The 16,083-nt window shown below is 67.6% G+C and carries 10 protein-coding genes and 2 pseudogenes; 6 read left to right on the top strand and 6 right to left on the bottom strand.

Going from position 1 to position 16,083, the window contains the following annotated elements; translation table 11 throughout:
* Positions 1 to 152: 152 nt before the first annotated feature.
* The 3 genes and pseudogenes from ACDELDRAFT_RS11380 to ACDELDRAFT_RS11370 all read right to left on the bottom strand — a co-directional run bounded on the left by ACDELDRAFT_RS11380 (position 153) and on the right by ACDELDRAFT_RS11370 (position 5,665).
* Positions 153 to 707: a DUF3305 domain-containing protein gene (locus ACDELDRAFT_RS11380; protein WP_005796747.1), complete on the bottom strand. Its 555-nt coding sequence runs from the start codon at positions 705 to 707 to the stop codon at positions 153 to 155.
* A gap of 37 nt (positions 708 to 744) precedes the next feature.
* Positions 745 to 3,644: pseudogene (fdhF, locus tag ACDELDRAFT_RS11375) on the bottom strand (formate dehydrogenase subunit alpha).
* Positions 3,641 to 5,665: an NAD(P)H-dependent oxidoreductase subunit E gene (locus tag ACDELDRAFT_RS11370; RefSeq protein WP_040328907.1), complete on the bottom strand. Its 2,025-nt coding sequence runs from the start codon at positions 5,663 to 5,665 to the stop codon at positions 3,641 to 3,643. The pseudogene fdhF and the gene ACDELDRAFT_RS11370 overlap by 4 nt, the downstream one beginning before the upstream one ends.
* A 328-nt stretch (positions 5,666 to 5,993) precedes the next feature.
* Here ACDELDRAFT_RS11370 and pstS point away from each other — a divergent pair, with 328 nt between their 5' ends.
* A complete protein-coding gene (gene pstS / locus ACDELDRAFT_RS11365; RefSeq protein WP_005796743.1) occupies positions 5,994 to 7,112 on the top strand; it encodes a phosphate ABC transporter substrate-binding protein PstS in 1,119 nt (372 codons plus the stop codon).
* A 21-nt stretch (positions 7,113 to 7,133) separates the two neighbouring features.
* On the opposite strand, the gene apbC is transcribed toward pstS, so the two are convergent.
* Positions 7,134 to 8,225 carry an iron-sulfur cluster carrier protein ApbC gene (gene apbC / locus ACDELDRAFT_RS11360; protein WP_005796742.1) on the bottom strand — a complete coding sequence of 364 codons (1,092 nt, stop codon included), beginning with the start codon at positions 8,223 to 8,225 and terminating at the stop codon, positions 7,134 to 7,136.
* A 104-nt stretch (positions 8,226 to 8,329) separates the two neighbouring features.
* On the opposite strand from apbC, the gene ACDELDRAFT_RS11355 reads away from it, so the two are divergent.
* The 4 genes from ACDELDRAFT_RS11355 (at position 8,330) to ACDELDRAFT_RS11340 (ending at position 13,165) form a co-directional block, all read left to right on the top strand.
* Positions 8,330 to 8,911, top strand: coding sequence for a restriction endonuclease (locus tag ACDELDRAFT_RS11355; RefSeq protein WP_005796740.1), 582 nt, complete (start codon positions 8,330 to 8,332; stop codon positions 8,909 to 8,911).
* A gap of 222 nt (positions 8,912 to 9,133) precedes the next feature.
* Positions 9,134 to 10,384, top strand: coding sequence for a patatin-like phospholipase family protein (locus tag ACDELDRAFT_RS11350; protein ID WP_005796739.1), 1,251 nt, complete (start codon positions 9,134 to 9,136; stop codon positions 10,382 to 10,384).
* 57 nt (positions 10,385 to 10,441) lie between these two features.
* Entirely contained in the window at positions 10,442 to 12,526 is a 2,085-nt protein-coding gene (metG, locus tag ACDELDRAFT_RS11345) for a methionine--tRNA ligase (protein ID WP_005796738.1), read from the top strand.
* Positions 12,527 to 12,811: 285 nt separating this feature from the next.
* Complete coding sequence (locus tag ACDELDRAFT_RS11340) at positions 12,812 to 13,165, top strand: hypothetical protein (protein WP_005796737.1); 354 nt, start codon at positions 12,812 to 12,814, stop codon at positions 13,163 to 13,165.
* A gap of 53 nt (positions 13,166 to 13,218) precedes the next feature.
* Here ACDELDRAFT_RS11340 and ACDELDRAFT_RS11335 read toward each other — a convergent pair whose 3' ends face one another.
* Positions 13,219 to 13,863 (bottom strand): YitT family protein, encoded by a 645-nt coding sequence (locus ACDELDRAFT_RS11335; protein ID WP_100084427.1) that lies wholly within the window; start codon positions 13,861 to 13,863, stop codon positions 13,219 to 13,221.
* A 373-nt stretch (positions 13,864 to 14,236) separates the two neighbouring features.
* On the opposite strand from ACDELDRAFT_RS11335, the gene ACDELDRAFT_RS11330 reads away from it, so the two are divergent.
* Positions 14,237 to 15,955, top strand: coding sequence for a SulP family inorganic anion transporter (locus tag ACDELDRAFT_RS11330; protein ID WP_040328909.1), 1,719 nt, complete (start codon positions 14,237 to 14,239; stop codon positions 15,953 to 15,955).
* Here the strand turns inward: ACDELDRAFT_RS11330 and ACDELDRAFT_RS25695 are convergent.
* Positions 15,951 to 16,022, bottom strand: a pseudogene (locus ACDELDRAFT_RS25695) (hypothetical protein); the annotation flags it as partial. The gene ACDELDRAFT_RS11330 and the pseudogene ACDELDRAFT_RS25695 sit on opposite strands and share 5 nt — an antisense overlap.
* Positions 16,023 to 16,083: the final 61 nt, after the last annotated feature.

The following is a 16,083-nucleotide window of genomic DNA, read 5'->3' as shown; positions in this document are numbered from 1 at the left end:
CGGGCGCCACGGCCGCCTGCGCACCCGGGCCCTGCGGCCCGCCGGGCATCACGGTGGGCTGTATCGGCGGCGCGGTGACAGGAGTGGGCTCCTGCAATGGCCGGCCCTCGCGGGCGTTCTGCTTGCGCTGCGACCAGCGGCCCAAAAACCCGTCAGCCATGGCTTTCACCCCCGGCGCCGCCGCGCATTTTTCCAGTGGACACCGAGGCAGGGTTGCCAAAGCGGTCCTGCAACGAGCGGAAACTGTCGGGCCGCTTGCGGCGCTTGGGCTCGGGCTGGTAATTGGCATCCACGAAGGCGCGCAGGCCCTCCAGCACCGCAGGGGCGGCAGGCACCTGCTCGACGGTTTCCTGCGCATCCAGCCAGCGGCCGGCGTCGTGGTAACTCAGGCTCACGGCCACGGGCCGCGCCAGCGGGATATTCGTGCCGGTGTCTTCGTCCATGCGCCACATCACGAACCAGCAGGGCGCGGGCGACACCAGATTGAGGTGGTAACCCTCGACATCGTCGCGGAAAAGCTCTACGGAAAAGCCGGGGAACAGCCACTGCTCTTCGCGCTCGTCCTTTCGCAACTGCCGGGGCTCGGCACCAAAAGCCGGCTCATGGGGCACGACATCGGCCAGCGACCAGCGCCAGGGCTGCCAGCGGTTGTCGATGCGTTCGCGGCGCATCAGGACGGCGACTTCGGTGGTGGGGCGCTCGGACATGGCTTGACTTTACCCCGAGGACAAAGCCCCGCCGCCGTCATTGCCCTTCGGGCGGCAACACCGCCAGGGCCACCGCGCAGTACTTGAATTCAGGGATCTTGCCAAACGGATCGAGCACCGCGTTGGTCAGCAGATTGGCAGCCGCCTCGACATAGGCAAAGGGCATGAACACCGTACCGCGCGGCGTGCCATCGTCGCGGCGCAGGCGCACCTGCACCGCCCCACGGCGCGAACGCAACGCCACCAGCGTCCCCCGGCTCCACCCCCCAGCCGCGCCAGTTCGTCGCCATGCACCGAGGCCGTGGCCAGCGGCTCCAGGGCGTCCAGCACCGCGCTGCGCCGCGTCATGCTGCCGGTATGCCAATGCTCCAGCTGCCGGCCCGTGATCAGGACCAGCGGATAGGCATCGTCGGGCTGCTCGGCGCCGGGTATCACGCTGGCCGGCACCAGCTTGAGGCGCCCCGTAGGCGTGGGGAACTGTTCGGTGAAGACGATGGGCTGGCCGGGGTCGTCTTCGGAGAGACATGGGTAGGTCACGCTGGATTCACGCTCCAGCCTGTCCCAGGTGATGCCCTCGATGCTGGCGCGCATGGCCTGGCGCATTTCGTCGTACACAGCGGCCACGCCGGATTCTTCGCCTTCGTAGTCCCACGCTAGGCCCATGCGCGCGGCTATCTGCTGAATGACCCACAGGTCCGGCCGCGCATCGCCCGGCGGGTTCAGCGCGCGGCGGCCCATCTGCACCATGCGGTCGGTGTTGCTGGCCGTGCCGGTCTTTTCGGGCCAGGCGCTGGCGGGCAGCACCACGTCGGCCAGCCACGCGGTTTCGGTCAGGAAGATGTCCTGCACCACCAGGTGCGACAGGCTGGCCAGCGCGTGGCGCGCATGGTTCAGGTCGGGGTCGCTCATGGCGGGGTTCTCGCCCATGATGTACATGCCGCGCACCTTGTGGGGGTCGCTGCCCTCCGCCAGGGCCTTGTGCATGATCTCGACCACGGTGTAGCCGGGTGCGTCATCCAGCTTGGTGCCCCAGAAACCCTCGAACCACGCATGCGCCCCGGCGTTGTCCACGCGCTGGTAGTTGGGGAACATCATGGGGATGAGGCCCGCGTCGCTCGCGCCCTGCACATTGTTCTGGCCGCGCAGCGGGTGCAGGCCCGAGCCGGGCTTGCCGATCTGGCCGGTGACGGCGCACAGCGCGATCAGGCAACGCGCGTTGTCGGTGCCGTGCACATGCTGGCTCACGCCCATGCCCCACAGAATCATCGACGCCTTGGCCTGCGCAAACGCACGCGCCACCTCGCGCAGCGTCTCGGCCGGAATGCCGCACACCGGGGCCATGGCCTCGGGGCTGCAGCCCATCACGTTGGCCTTGAGCGCCTCGAAATCGGTGGTGCGATCGCGCACAAAGGCTTCATCCACCAACCCTTCGTCGATCACCGTGTGGATCAGCGCATTGAGCATGGCCACGTCGGTATCGGCCTTGAACTGCAGGGTGCGCCACGCGTGGCGGCCGATGTCGGTCACACGCGGGTCGGCCAGCACTATTCTGGCCCCGCGCTTAGCGGCGTTTTTCATCCACGTGGCGGCCACGGGGTGGTTGGCCGTGGGGTTGGAGCCGATCAGGAAGATCAGCTCGGCATGCTCCACGTCGTTCACCGGGTTGCTCACCGCGCCCGAGCCCACGCCTTCGAGCAGCGCAGCGACGCTGGACGCATGGCACAGCCGCGTGCAATGGTCCACGTTGTTGCTGCCAAAGCCCGTGCGCACCAGCTTCTGGAACAGGTAGGCCTCTTCGTTGCTGCCCTTGGCCGAGCCAAAACCTGCCAGCGCCTTGGGGCCATGCGTGTCGCGCAGGCCCTTGAGCGTGCCTGCCGCGAGGTCCAGCGCCTCGTCCCATGTCGCTTCGCGGAAGGTGTCGCGCCAGTCCACGCCGTAGGGGCGCACCTCCTTCGGCACGCCGGGCTTGCGGATCAGCGGCATGGTCAGGCGGTCCGGGTGGTGGGCGTAGTCGAAGCCAAAGCGCCCTTTCACGCACAGGCGGCCGTGGTTGGCGGGGCCGTCGCGGCCTTCGACGCTGATGATCTTTTCATCGCGCACGTTGTAGGTGATGAGGCAGCCCACGCCGCAGAACGGGCAGACCGAATCGACCTTGCGGTCCACCTTTTGCGAGCCGATGTGCATCTTGGGGCTGAGCGCGCCCGTGGGACAGGCCTGCACACATTCGCCGCAGGCCACGCAGGTGCTCTCGGCCATGGGATCGTCCAGATCGAAGACGATCTTGGAATCCGCCCCACGCAGCGCGTAGCCGATCACGTCGTTGACCTGCTCTTCACGGCAGGCGCGGACGCAGCGGTTGCACTGGATGCAGGCGTCGAGGTTGACGGCCATGGCCGGGTGGCTGAGATCGGGCGCGGGTTGCTCGCGGCGCAGGGCTTGGAGCGCGGGGCGCACGGTGACGCCCAGGCGGCTGGCCCAGGTGCTCAGCTCGCCGTGCTGGCCCACCGTGGGGGCAATTTTTGAATCCAATGGGCCTGTAGCGCCTGATTTATGTGCGCTACCAGCTATCAATTCAGGAGTATTTGCATCACCATCATTCCATTGGTAGCCCACCTCCGGCATGTCGGACAGCAGCATCTCCACCACCATCTGCTGGCTTTTGCGGGCACGCGGGCTGGCCGCCTGCACCTTCATGCCTTCGGTCGGTGCGCGGCAGCAGCTGGGGGCCAGCGTGCGCTCGCCCGCGATCTCGACCACGCAGGCGCGGCAGTTGCCGTCAGGGCGCAGGCCATCGGTGTAGCAAAGGTGCGGAATCTCCACCCCGTGGCGCTGCGCGGCCTTCAGGATGGTTTCACCGGGATGGGCGGTGACGGGCTGGCCGTCCAACTCGAAGGCCACGCCGGGCTGCACTGCGGCAGGAGTCAAAACGACGCTCATGGCTTCACCCCTCCGGGCAATTGTTCGGCGAGCGGGCTGTTGCGGGGTTTGGGCAGGTCACCCGGCCACGGCCCCTCCCCCACCTCGTGCGGGAAGTATTTGTGGATGCAGCGGATGGGGTTGGGCGCCGCCTGGCCCAGGCCGCAGATGGACGCGTCGGCCATCACCTGCGCCAGGTCGTCGAGCAAGTCGGCGTCCCACTGCGGTGCCTCCATCAGCGCGGCGGCCTTGGCCGTGCCCACGCGGCAGGGCGTGCACTGGCCGCAGCTTTCGTGCTCGAAGAAGCGCATCACGTTCAGCGCGGCATCGCGCGCACGGTCGTGCTGGCTGAGCACGATGACGGCGGCCGAGCCAATGAAGCAGCCGTAGGGCTGCAGCGTGTCGAAGTCGAGCGGGATGTTGTTCAGGTGGGCGGGCAGGATGCCGCCCGAGGCGCCGCCGGGCAGGTACGCATAGAGCTGGTGGCCGTCCAACATGCCGCCGCAGTATTCGTCGATGAGTTCCTGCACGGTGATGCCTGCAGGCGCGAGCTTGACGCCGGGGTGCTTCACCCGCCCGCTCACGCTGAAACTGCGCAGCCCCTTGCGGCCGTTGCGGCCAAAGCTGGCGAACCACTGCGGGCCGCGCTCCACGATGTCGCGCACCCAGTACAGGGTCTCGAAGTTGTGCTCCAGCGTGGGCCGGCCGAACAGGCCCACCTGCGCGATGTAGGGCGGGCGCATGCGCGGTTCGCCGCGTTTGCCTTCGATGCTCTCGATCATGGCCGACTCTTCGCCGCAGATGTAGGCGCCCGCGCCGCGCCGCAGCTCGATGTGCGGCAGCGGGCACGGCGGCTCGGCGCGCAGGTCGTCCAGCGCTTTCTGCAGCAGCGCGCGGCAGCCGTGGTATTCGTCGCGCAGGTAGATGTAGACGGCCTCGGTGCCCACCACCTGCGCGGCGATGAGCACGCCTTCCAAGAAGCGGTGCGGGTCGCGTTCCAGGTACGTGCGGTCCTTGAAGGTGCCGGGCTCGCCTTCGTCGATGTTGACGGCCATCACGGCCGTGCCCCCACGCTCCTCCGCTTCGCGTGGTCCGCTGCCCCCAGGCGGGAGATGGCCCCCTCCTTCTCCGGGGACCGGGGCCGTCGCCTCGCTTGGGGCGGCCCGGCGCGCGGCGAGTGCAGCCTGCTCCCGCACGATGCGCCATTTGCGCCCAGCCGGAAAACCCGCGCCCCCCAGGCCGCGCAGGCCCGAGTCCTCCATGGCCGCGAGCACGGCCTCGGCGTCCATCTCGCCGTTCACCAGCGCGGCGGCCGTCTGGTAGCCGCCATGGGCGCGGTAGGTGGCCAGGTCGGTGTGTGCGGGACTGACTTCGCCGGGGCGCGCAGGTACGCTGTGCCCGGCCAACGCTGCAATATCAAAATTGATAGCTGCCAGCGCTTGTGGATGAAGCGCCAGATCCCGATTTGGCCTTGAATTGACCGTTTCCAGCACCGCATCGACCGTGGCGTGCGGCACCGGGCACTGGTGCACCACGGCCACGGGCGCCTGCTCACAGCGGCCCACGCAGGGCACGGCCTGCACCTGCACATCGCACTGCCCTCCACCGAGAGGCATCGCACGCAGGCGCTCAGGCAGCGCGGCCAGCAGTTCGCGCGCACCGGCCATGCTGCAGCTGAGGCTGTCGCACACGCGCAGCACCAGGCGCGGGGCCTGCGCACCCTCACCGCGCACGATCTCGAAGTGGTGGTAGAAGCTCGCTACCTCGTACACCTCTGCCATGGGCAGATTCATCTGCTTGGCCAATGCCACCAGATGCCGGTCGTGCAGCACGCCAAAGTGGTCGTTGATGCGGTGCAGGTATTCAATGAGCAGGTCGCGCCGGTAGCCAGCGGCCGGGCGTGTGCCCAACAGCAGGGCCACTTCGGTCATTTCCGCGTCCTCGGGCTGGCGGCCCTTCAGCCGGCTCTTGCGGCGGATGCGCTCGCGCATATCGTCCTCAGTGGCAAGAAAGGTGGCGGACGGGGAGGTACTGAGAGTCATGGGGCAACAACCGTGAGGCGTGAGGCGCGGACGGGCGCGCAGGAAGTGTGCACGAAAAACCTGTACCACAGGCATGCGGTGCAACCGGTGCTTTTACCGCTGCCAAGGCGTGCGCCGCCACGCATTGCACGGCCCTATTGTTCCAAAGCGCGGGGCCTTGCAGTCGCACACTTCGTCACCCAAATGTCACACACCGAGTACGTTTATCCCGGCGCAGGTAGCATGCGCTCATTTTTGGCGGGCATGCCCTTCTGCGGCCCTTCGGCCTGCTGCCGGTTTCCCCTTGCGCCCACGCTGCGGCCCGGGCTTTTCTTGCGTCTGTCTTCCCATGCAACCTCTGTTCCGATCGCGCATCGCGCTGATCATGGCTCCGCTCATCGCCGGTCTTTCGTGGATAGCTCCGGCCCACGCCCAAGAGACACTCACCCTGCGCGGTGCGGGCGCCTCGTTCCCCGCCAAGGTGTATGCGCAGTGGGCCAGCCAGTACGCGCAGGAGCGCGGCACCAAGGTCCAGTACGCAGCGGTCGGATCCACCCAGGGCGTGCGGCAAATCAAGGCGCAGCAGGTGGACTTCGGCGCCACCGATGTCCCGCTGTCACCCCAGGATCTGGCGCAACACAACCTCATCCAGTTTCCCACGCTGGTCGGCGGCGTGGTGCCCATCGTGAACCTGCCGGGCGTTGCCAGCGGGCAACTGCGGCTCGATGCGCAGGCGCTGGCCGCCATCTTCGCCGGGCGCATCGAGCAGTGGAACGACAAGGCCATCGCCGCGCTGAACCCCGAGGTGAAGCTGCCCAACCTGCCGATCACACGCGTGGTGCGGGCTGACGGCTCAGGCACCACCGAGGTGCTGCTGGCCTATCTGCGCAAGGCTGCCCCTGCGGTGGCCACCAGCACGGCGATTCCGTTCACGGAAGGGCGTGCAGCATGGCCAGCAGGCGGCCCGCTCCAGGCGGTGGAAGGCTCGGGCAAGGTGGTGGCTGCGGTGCAAGCCACCGCTGGCGCGCTGGGCTATGTGTCGTCGGACTATGTGGTGGGCAACGGCCCTGCCGCTGTTACGCTGCGCAACCGGCGCGGCGAGTGGGTGACCCCATCGCTGACCAGCTACCGGGCCGCCGTGCGCGGCGCCAACCTGTTCAAAGACGGGCTGAACGCGCCCCCGCTGGTGGACTTGGACACCCCCATGGCCTGGCCCATCGTGTCGGCCACCTACATCGTGATCGACAGCAAGCCCGCCGCGCCCGAGCGCACGGCGCGTGCGCTCAACTTCTTCTACCGCTCGTTCCTCATGGGCGACCGTGCGGTGGCAGGCACCGGCTTTGCACCGCTGCCCGTAGAGACGCAGGCCCGCGTGGTGGCGCTGCTGAACACGGTGCGCACACCGGATGGCAAGCCCCTGCCCGTGATGGGCGAGGCCGCCGAGGGAGGGCGAGCCGCATTGCGCTGAGCCACACAGCGCCCCCTCCGATCAGGTGTTCTTGCTGATCGAGATGGTGGGGAACTTGCTGGAAAAGTCCTTGGCCTGCTGCGCGATCTTCACCGCCACGTCGCGCGCCACCTTCTTGTAGATCTGGGCAACGTCCCCATCAGGATCGGCCACCACGGTGGGCTTGCCGCTGTCGGCCTGCAGGCGGATGCTCATGTCGAGCGGCAGCGCCCCCAGGTAGTCCATGCCGTAGTCGGCGGCCATCTTCTTGCCGCCATCGGCGCCAAAGATGTGCTCCACATGGCCGCAGTTGCTGCACACGTGGGCGGCCATGTTCTCGACGATGCCCAGGATGGGCACTCCCACCTTCTCGAACATCTTGATGCCCTTTTTGGCATCGAGCAGGGCGATGTCCTGCGGCGTGGTGACGATGACGGCGCCGGTCATGGGCACGCGCTGGCTCAGCGTGAGCTGGATGTCGCCGGTGCCGGGGGGCATGTCGATGATGAGGTAGTCCAGGTCTTTCCAGTTGGTCTGGCGCAGCAGTTGCTCCAGCGCCTGGGTGGCCATGGGGCCGCGCCAGATCATGGCTTCGTCCTGGTCCACCAGGAAGCCGATGGACATGACCTGCACGCCGTAGTTCTCCAGCGGCTCCATGGTCTTGCCATCGTCGCTTTCGGGGCGGCGGTTGATGCCCAGCATCATGGGCTGGCTGGGGCCATAGATGTCGGCGTCGAGCACGCCCACGCTGGCACCCTCGGCGGCCAGGGCCAGGGCCAGGTTGGCGGCCGTGGTGCTCTTGCCCACGCCGCCCTTGCCCGACGCCACGGCGATGATGTTCTTGACCTGGGGCAGCAGCTGCACGCCGCGCTGCACGGCATGGGCGATCACCTTGGTGGTGATGTTGACCGACACGTTCTCCACCCCCGCGGCGCCCTTGGCGGCAGCCACCAGGCTGCGGCGCAGTTCGGGCACGAGGCTCTTGGCCGGGTAGCCCAGTTCCACGTCAAACGCCACGTCTCCGCCATGGATCTGCACGTTGCGCACGGCGCGGGTGCTGACGAAATCCTGGCCCGTGTGGGGGTCCTGCACGCTGGTGAGCGCGGCCAAAAGGCCTTGTTCGGTGACTGCCATTCAATTAACTCCTGTGGGGCGGGTAGTCTATCCAAGCGCCTCAACCCCATTGGTTGCAGGACAATGCCTGCGCCCGCATTTCGGCCACCCGCAAAAGGACCCCTGTGAAATTCAAGATGCCGCCCAATTCCCTGTTCGCCGTGCTGCTGCGCTCGCCGTGGTGGATCAGCTTTGCGCTGGTGGGTCTGATCGCGCTGGTGGCCTTTGCCTTGCTGCCTGCGCAGTACGCGGTGGTGGGTGCACTGGGCAGCCTGCCCATCCTCGTGGTGGGATGCATGGCGGCGTGGCGGCAGTTGCGCGCGCCCAGCCCGGCGCGCGTGGCCGAAACCTTGGGCGCAGTGCAAGCCATGCCCTGGCGTGGTTTCGCCGACGCGCTGGCCCACGCGTGGCGCCAGGGCGGCTTTGAGGTGCAGCGGCTGGAGGGCGGCGCTGCCGATTTCAGCCTGGCGCGCAACGGCAGCACCACGCTGGCCAGCGCCCGCCGCTGGAAAGCTGCCACCCACGGCATGGAGCCGCTGCGCGAGCTGCACACGGCCATGGAGCAGCGCGGCGCCACCACCGGCATCTACGTGCTCGCGCAAGGCAGCCTGAGCGAGAACGCGCGGCTGTTTGCGCGCGACCACGGCATCACCATCGTGCAGGACGCAGCCTTGGCCGCCCTGTTGCTCGCCAAGCCAGCCCGGTAGCGAAAACGACAGTCCAGGCATCCGCCTTCAGGGCCGGTTCGGCAACCGGCAGGATGTAGAGGGCGGACGAAACGCCAAGCGCACACCGGCCATCCGTGATCGGGGTTTTCCCAAGTGGCGCGCCGCACCCGCCGCCGCACACTGGGCACCGCGCCTCCTGGGCAGCCCACCCGTTTCAAGTCACCGTTCAGGCCCTCAGCCCCTCTTGCCTTCCCCCTGCAGATGCCCACCGCCTCCAGCCACCCCCCAGCTTCCCAGCCCCGCACGGGCCTGCTCCTGACCGGTGGTGGCGCGCGCGCGGCCTACCAGGTGGGGGTGCTCGAGGCCATTGCCGACCTGCGCCAGGCCTGCGGTGCCGGCCGCCAGCCCAACCCGTTTCCCATCATCACGGGCACCTCGGCCGGCGCCATCAACGCGGCCGCACTGGCCTGCGGTGCCGACGACTTCGACCGCACCGTGCGCCGCATCGCCCGCGTGTGGCGCCAGTTCCATGCGCAGCAGGTGTACGGGGCCGACTCGCTCAGCGTGATGCGCAGTGGCGCGCGCTGGCTCACATTGGTCTCGCTGGGCTGGGTGCTGGCGCGCTGGCGCCGCGTGCGCCCGAAGTCGCTGCTGGACAACGCACCGCTGGAGAAACTGCTGGTCAAGATGGTGCCGCTCATGCGCTTGCCGCGGCTGCTTGGCAAAGGCCACCTCACCGCGCTGGCGGTGACGGCCTCGAGCTACAGCTCGGGCGAGCACGTCACCTTCTTCGAGGCGGCAGAGACCGTGCAGCCCTGGGTGCGCTCGCAGCGCAGGGCCGCGCGTGACCGCATCACGCACGAGCACCTGCTGGCCTCATCGGCCATCCCCTTCGTTTTTCCGGCCAAGGGCATCGCCATCGACGGCCACACCGAATACTTTGGCGACGGCTCCATGCGCCAGTCGGCCCCCATCGCGCCCGCCATCCACCTGGGCGCCGAGCGCGTGCTGGTGATCGGCGCCGGCCGCATGCACGAGCCGCGGGGCGACAGCGCCGCCGCGCCATCGTCCAGTTACCCCTCGCTGGCGCAGATTGCCGGGCACGCCCTGTCCAACATTTTTCTGGATGCGCTGTCGGTGGACGTAGAGCGGGTGCAGCGCATCAACCAGACGCTGTCCCTCATTCCCGAGGAAAAACGCCTGCACAGCGCACTGCGCCCCGTCGAGTTGCTGGTGATTGCACCATCGCAGCGGCTCGATGCCGTGGCAGCACGCCATGTGGGCGATCTGCCGGCCCCCGTGCGCTCCATGCTGGCGGCCCTGGGCGTGACATCAAACATGGCCGATGTGCGCGGCGCCGCCCTGGCCAGCTACCTGCTGTTCGAGCAAGGCTACACGCAGGAACTGATGGCCCTGGGCCGCAAGGATACCCTCGCCCGACGCGCCGAGGTGTGCCACTTCTTCGGCTGGAAAGACACCGGCGCCCCGCTGCGCGCCCGTCCGCACCCCTGAAGCGGGGCCGCCCCACAGCGCCTAAAATCGCGGGTTCCGCCCGAGAAAGTCGCATCCATGTCGTCCGCACGCAAACTCTTCGTCACCACCGCCCTGCCCTACGCCAACGGCAACTTCCACATCGGCCACATCATGGAATACATCCAGGCCGACATCTGGGTGCGCACGCAGCGGTTGCTGGGCAACGAGGTGAATTTCGTCGGCGCCGACGACACGCACGGCGCGCCCATCATGATTGCCGCAGAAAAGGCCGGCAAGACGCCGCAGCAGTTCGTGGCCGACATCGCCGCCGGGCGCAAGCAGTACCTCGATGGCTTCCACATCCAGTTCGACAACTGGCACAGCACCGACGCGCCCGAGAACCACCAGCTCGCGCAGCAGATCTACCTCGATCTCAAGGCCAATGGCCTGATCGAGACGCGCACCATCGAGCAGTTCTTCGACCCCGAGAAGAACATGTTCCTGCCCGACCGCTTCATCAAGGGCGAGTGCCCCAAGTGCCACGCCAAGGACCAGTACGGCGACAACTGCGAGGTCTGCGGCGCCGTGTACGCGCCCACCGACCTTATCAACCCCTACTCCGCCCTCTCGGGCGCCACGCCGGTGCTGAAAAGCTCCGAGCACTTTTTCTTCAAGCTGTCCGACCCGCGCTGCGTGGCATTTCTGGAAGACTGGACGCAGAACGGCCGCCTGCAGCCCGAGGTGGCCAACAAGGTGCGCGAATGGTTCACCGTGCGCACCAACCCCGACGGAAGCACCAGCGAAGGTCTGGGCGACTGGGACATCTCGCGCGATGCGCCCTACTTCGGCATCGAGATCCCCGACGCGCCGGGCAAGTACTTCTATGTGTGGCTCGACGCGCCTATCGGCTATCTCGCCTCGCTGAAGAACCTGCTGGAAAAGCGCGGCCAGAACTACGACGCGTACATGGCCGACCCGCAGCTTGAGCAGTACCACTTCATCGGCAAGGACATCGTCACCTTCCACACCCTGTTCTGGCCCGCAACTCTGAAGTTCAGCGGCCGCAAGGTGCCCGACTCGGTGTTCGTTCACGGCTTCCTCACGGTGAACAATGGCGAGAAGATGAGCAAGAGCCGGGGCACGGGCCTGGACCCGCTCAAGTACCTGGGCCTGTCCATGAACGCCGAGTGGCTGCGCTACTACCTGGCCACCAAGCTCAGCAGCCGCAACGAAGACATCGACTTCAACGCCGACGATTTCATGGCCCGCGTCAACAGCGACCTGGTGGGCAAGTACATCAACATCGCCTCGCGCGCGGCCGGCTTCATCAGCAAGCGCTTTGGCGGCCAGCTCGGCGAGGTGTCGGCTGACGGCGACGCGCTGCTGGACCACCTGCGCACCGTGGCGCCCTCCGTCATCGAGCTGCTGGCCGAGCGCGAGTACGGCAAGGCCCTGCGCGAAACCATGCTGCTGACCGACCGCGTGAATGCCTACGTGGACCAGAACAAGCCCTGGGAGCTGGCCAAGCAGGAGGGCATGGAAGGCCGCCTGCAGGACGTGTGCACCACCTGCATCGAAGCCTTCCGCGTGCTCACCATCCTGCTCAAGCCCGTGCTGCCGGCGTTGGCCGCGCAGGTCGAGGCCTTCCTGAAGGTCGAGCCCTTCACCTTTGCCAGCGCGCAGACCGCGCTCGGCAAGGGCCATGTGATCGGCGAGTACAAGCACCTCATGCAGCGTGTGGACATCAAGCAGCTTGAAGCATTGTTTGAGCCTCCAGCGCAAGCAAATCAAGCGCCCGCAGCTACTGAAAACGTAGCACCTGGCGGTGAAGAGATCGCCCCCACGATCACCATAGACGACTTTGCCAAGATCGACCTGCGCATCGCCCAGATCGTCAACTGCGAGGCCGTGGAAGGTTCGACCAAGTTGCTGCGCCTCACGCTCGACGTGGGCGAAGGCCGCATGCGCAACGTCTTCAGCGGCATCGCCAGCAGCTACAAGCCCGAAGACCTGGTCGGCAAGCTCACCGTGATGGTGGCCAACCTGGCGCCGCGCAAGATGAAATTCGGGGTGAGCGAGGGCATGGTGCTGGCCGCCAGCCACGGTGATGAAAAGGCCCACCCCGGCATCCACGTGCTGAACCCCTGGCCCGGCGCCACGCCCGGCATGCGCGTGCGCTGACCGTGGTGGCGGCAAGCGCCGCGTCCATCAAAAAAGGCCCGCACAGGGCCTTTTTTCGTTTCCTGCCCGCGCGGCCGGCCTCCAAGCCCCCAGCCCTCCGGCTCGAACCCCGCCCACCGCGGCGACTGGCGCCCGGCTGGCAGGCCGGCGCGGCAATTTCCGACACAACGCGCCTCGTCCGGAGCGCTCAATAGCCCCAGGCGGAGTGGATCGGGATGGACGTCGCTCCAGTCGCGTGGCAACCCATCTGTCGCACCCGCGTGCACAACCCTGCGGAGGCCTGTCATGTCCCCTCAAAATCTGTCGGAAGCCCATATCAGCCAATCCATCGCCGGTGAGGAAGACCCCGGCGCGTCACTGGATGTGGTGCGCGCCCTCCTGCAGCAGGAGCAGCGCAACGTACGCCAGAAAATCCACATGGATTTCATCGAGGGCTCCCAGGCCATCGCCGCCAATGTGGGCTGGCCGCGCGCTCGCGAGAAAAGCGCGGCCGACCTTCTGGAGCTGGTGGTGGCGCACCATGGCGAGATCGCGAACACGGCCTGGTCGCTGTTCAACAGCACCGGCCAGCGCGCCCTGGAGCTGGAGGTGGACGAAGACCGCGACGGGGTGTTCTACGTGAGCCGCAAGGACTGCTGAGCGCCCCCGCGTGCATGGGCGGCCCCGCCAAGGCCCGGGCAATGCCAGCACATTCAATGGCCCACGTAGCGCCCCGGGCGGTGGCTGATCCACAAAAAGCCGCTCATCACCAGCACCGCCAGCACGGAATACGCCACCCGCTCCACGGGCACCGCAAACAACGCCAGCAACACCACAGCGCCGTCGATCACCATCTGCACCTTGCCCGCCCGCATGCCATGGCGAGCCTGCAGGTAGAGGGACACCACCGTGGCGCCCCCCAGGCTGGAGCGGTGGCGCGCGAGGAACAGGCATCCCGTTCCCAGCAGCAGCCCGCCCAGCACCGAGGCAAACAGCGGGTTCAGATAGTCGACATGCATCACATGGGGGAACAGTTCGGTCAGCATCGAGAGCAGGGCCACACAGGCAAAGGTCTTGAGGGTGAACTCACGTCCCATGCGGGACCAGGCAAACCCGTAGAACGGCAGGTTGATGGCAAAGAAGAGCTTGCCGAAAGAGATGCCTGTCACGTAGTGCAGCAGAAACGCCACGCCCGCCGTGCCCCCCACCAGCAGCCCCGCCTGGTTGAACAGCATGAGCGCCATGGCCACAAACAGGGTGCCGGCGAACAGGGCCTGAGCGTCTTCAAATGCGCCGTGGCGCAGGGCAGCAGAGGCTGGCGGGGCAGCGTCCCTGGCGGAGGGAGGGGTTTCGGGCATCGGTCTCTCGGTGAACATCAACAACTCAACAGCACATCCAACAGCGCCCCAGCGGTGCGCAGGCCCGCGCACCGCGCCCGGCATGGGGGCAGCAAACAATGTGCCAGCGAAGCGCCTCTGCGTGCGTCATGCGGTGCGCAAGGCCGCGTTGGATGTGCGGGCACCAGGCAAAGGCGCTGGCAGCCGCCCACGGACGACCCGATTCTGCGCCCACGCCCCCTGCCCGATCCGCCGCACCGCAGGCCGACGGCGGCCCGCCGGGCGTGCAGCGCGCCCGCTGGCTGGCTTGCACTTCGAAGCCGGCTCTCTACACTGCTGACTGCCACGTGCCCTGCGGGCCATGGCCTGCCGCCCCGCCAGAAAGCCCCTGCCCATGCCGTTTTCATTTGCCTTTCGCCCCCGCCTGTTCGATGCCCTGCGCGGCTACAGCCGCAGCCGCTGGATCGCCGACCTGGGCGCTGGAGTCACCGTCGGCATCGTGGCGCTTCCGCTGGCCATGGCTTTTGCGATTGCCAGCGGCCTCAAGCCCGAGGCCGGGCTGTGGACGGCCATCATCGGCGGTTTTTTGATCGCCCTGCTGGGGGGCACCAACGTACAGATCGGCGGGCCGGCCGGGGCGTTCATCGTCATCGTCTATGGCATCGTCGAACGCTATGGCGTGGCCAACCTGCTGATTGCCACCGCCTGCGCGGGGGTGCTGCTGTTCCTGCTGGGCATGTTCAAGCTGGGGAGCCTGGTGCGCTTCGTGCCCGTCAGCATCGTCATTGGGTTCACCAATGGCATCGCGGTGCTGATCGGGCTGTCGCAACTCAAGGACTGGCTGGGGCTGGCCATCGACAAGATGCCCGGCAACTTCTTCTCGCAGGTGCACACGCTGGCCCTGAACCTCCACAGCATCAACCCCTACGCGCTGGCGCTGGGCGCCGCCTGCCTGGGCGGGCTCTTTCTGTGGCCGCGCCTGTTCGTGCAGGGATCGCCCGTGCTGCGCGTGGCCGAGGGCCATACCGTGCGCCGTTTTGCCCGCATCCCGGCCCCCGTCGTGGCGCTGGTGACGCTGACGGTGCTGGCGCGCTGGCTTGAAATGCCGGTGGAGACCATCGGCACCCGGTTCGGCGGCATTCCGCAGCAACCACCCGCGTTCGCGCTGCCCGATTTTTCGTGGGATACGGTGCGCCTGCTGGTCACGCCCACCGTCACCATTGCACTGCTGGGCGCCATTGAATCGCTGCTGTGCGCGCGCGTGGCCGACCAGGTGGCCACCGACCCGCAGTACCGCAAGCACGACCCCAACCAGGAGCTGATGGCCCAGGGCGTGGCCAATTTCGTGGTGCCGTTCTTTGGTGGCATGCCGGCCACGGGCACCATTGCCCGCACCGTGACCAACCTGCGCGCAGGGGCCACCAGCCCCATCGCCGGCATCGTGCACGCGGCCACCCTGGCCGCCATCGTGCTGGTGGGCGCGCCGCTGGCGCTGCACATTCCGCTGGCGGTGCTGGCCGGCATCCTGCTGCACGTAGCCTGGAACATGGGCGAATGGCACGAGTTCGCACGCCTGCGCCATTTCAGCAACCACTACCGGCTGCTGATGCTGGGCACTTTCTTCCTCACCGTGGTGTTCGATCTCACGGTGGCGGTGGAGGCGGGGCTGGTGCTGTCGTGCGTGCTGTTCGTGCGGCGCATGGGTGCGCTTTTCCGCATCGAGCCCTTGCGCACTGCGCCGCTCGACGCAAGCGGGCTGGGCATGGGGGCCGGCCCGCGGCCCCTCCTGGCGTGGCGTCTGCACGGCGCGCTGTTCTTCGGCGCAGCCGCCAAGATCGACCCCATCGTGCAGGCCGTCGAATCCGCCCCCCGGGGTGTGGAGGTGGTGCTCGACGCTGGCCCGCTGTTTGCGCTGGACACCACCGGCCTCGAAGGCCTGGAGCAGATCCTCAAAACCGTGGGCCAGCGCGATGGCGTGCTGCGCGTGGTGAATGCGCAAGAGCAGCCGCTTTCGCTGATGGAACGCTCGGGTTTCAACGAGCGGCTGGCGGCACAAAATGCCGCCGCCAGTCCCCTGGAGAGCCCCCTGTCCAGCGCCGGAACGCCCGGTTAAAGGCGCTGGCCTCCGAAAACCCCAGCCGGCGCGCAATGCGCGCGAACGGCTCGCCACCATCGGCCACCGCCGTACAAGCCAGCGCGCGGCGTGCGCCGTCTACCAGGTCGGCATAGTGGGCACCCTCG

The sequence above is a fragment of the Acidovorax delafieldii 2AN genome (genome assembly GCF_000175235.1).
In the GTDB taxonomy this organism is placed as follows: Bacteria; Pseudomonadota; Gammaproteobacteria; order Burkholderiales; family Burkholderiaceae_C; genus Acidovorax; species Acidovorax delafieldii_B.
The sequence above is the reverse complement of the archived record's forward strand: the minus strand, read 5'-3'. Positions and strand labels throughout refer to the sequence as shown.

Excerpts from the sequence above, each read along its gene's own strand:
- ACDELDRAFT_RS11380 (WP_005796747.1), bottom strand. The coding sequence starts at position 707 with ATGTCCGAGCGCCCCACCACCGAAGTCGCCGTCCTGATGCGCCGCGAA.
- ACDELDRAFT_RS11370 (WP_040328907.1), bottom strand. The coding sequence starts at position 5,665 with ATGACTCTCAGTACCTCCCCGTCCGCCACCTTTCTTGCCACTGAGGAC.
- pstS (WP_005796743.1), top strand. The coding sequence starts at position 5,994 with ATGCAACCTCTGTTCCGATCGCGCATCGCGCTGATCATGGCTCCGCTC.
- apbC (WP_005796742.1), bottom strand. The coding sequence starts at position 8,225 with ATGGCAGTCACCGAACAAGGCCTTTTGGCCGCGCTCACCAGCGTGCAG.
- ACDELDRAFT_RS11350 (WP_005796739.1), top strand. The coding sequence starts at position 9,134 with ATGCCCACCGCCTCCAGCCACCCCCCAGCTTCCCAGCCCCGCACGGGC.
- metG (WP_005796738.1), top strand. The coding sequence starts at position 10,442 with ATGTCGTCCGCACGCAAACTCTTCGTCACCACCGCCCTGCCCTACGCC.
- ACDELDRAFT_RS11340 (WP_005796737.1), top strand. The coding sequence starts at position 12,812 with ATGTCCCCTCAAAATCTGTCGGAAGCCCATATCAGCCAATCCATCGCC.
- ACDELDRAFT_RS11335 (WP_100084427.1), bottom strand. The coding sequence starts at position 13,863 with ATGCCCGAAACCCCTCCCTCCGCCAGGGACGCTGCCCCGCCAGCCTCT.
- ACDELDRAFT_RS11330 (WP_040328909.1), top strand. The coding sequence starts at position 14,237 with ATGCCGTTTTCATTTGCCTTTCGCCCCCGCCTGTTCGATGCCCTGCGC.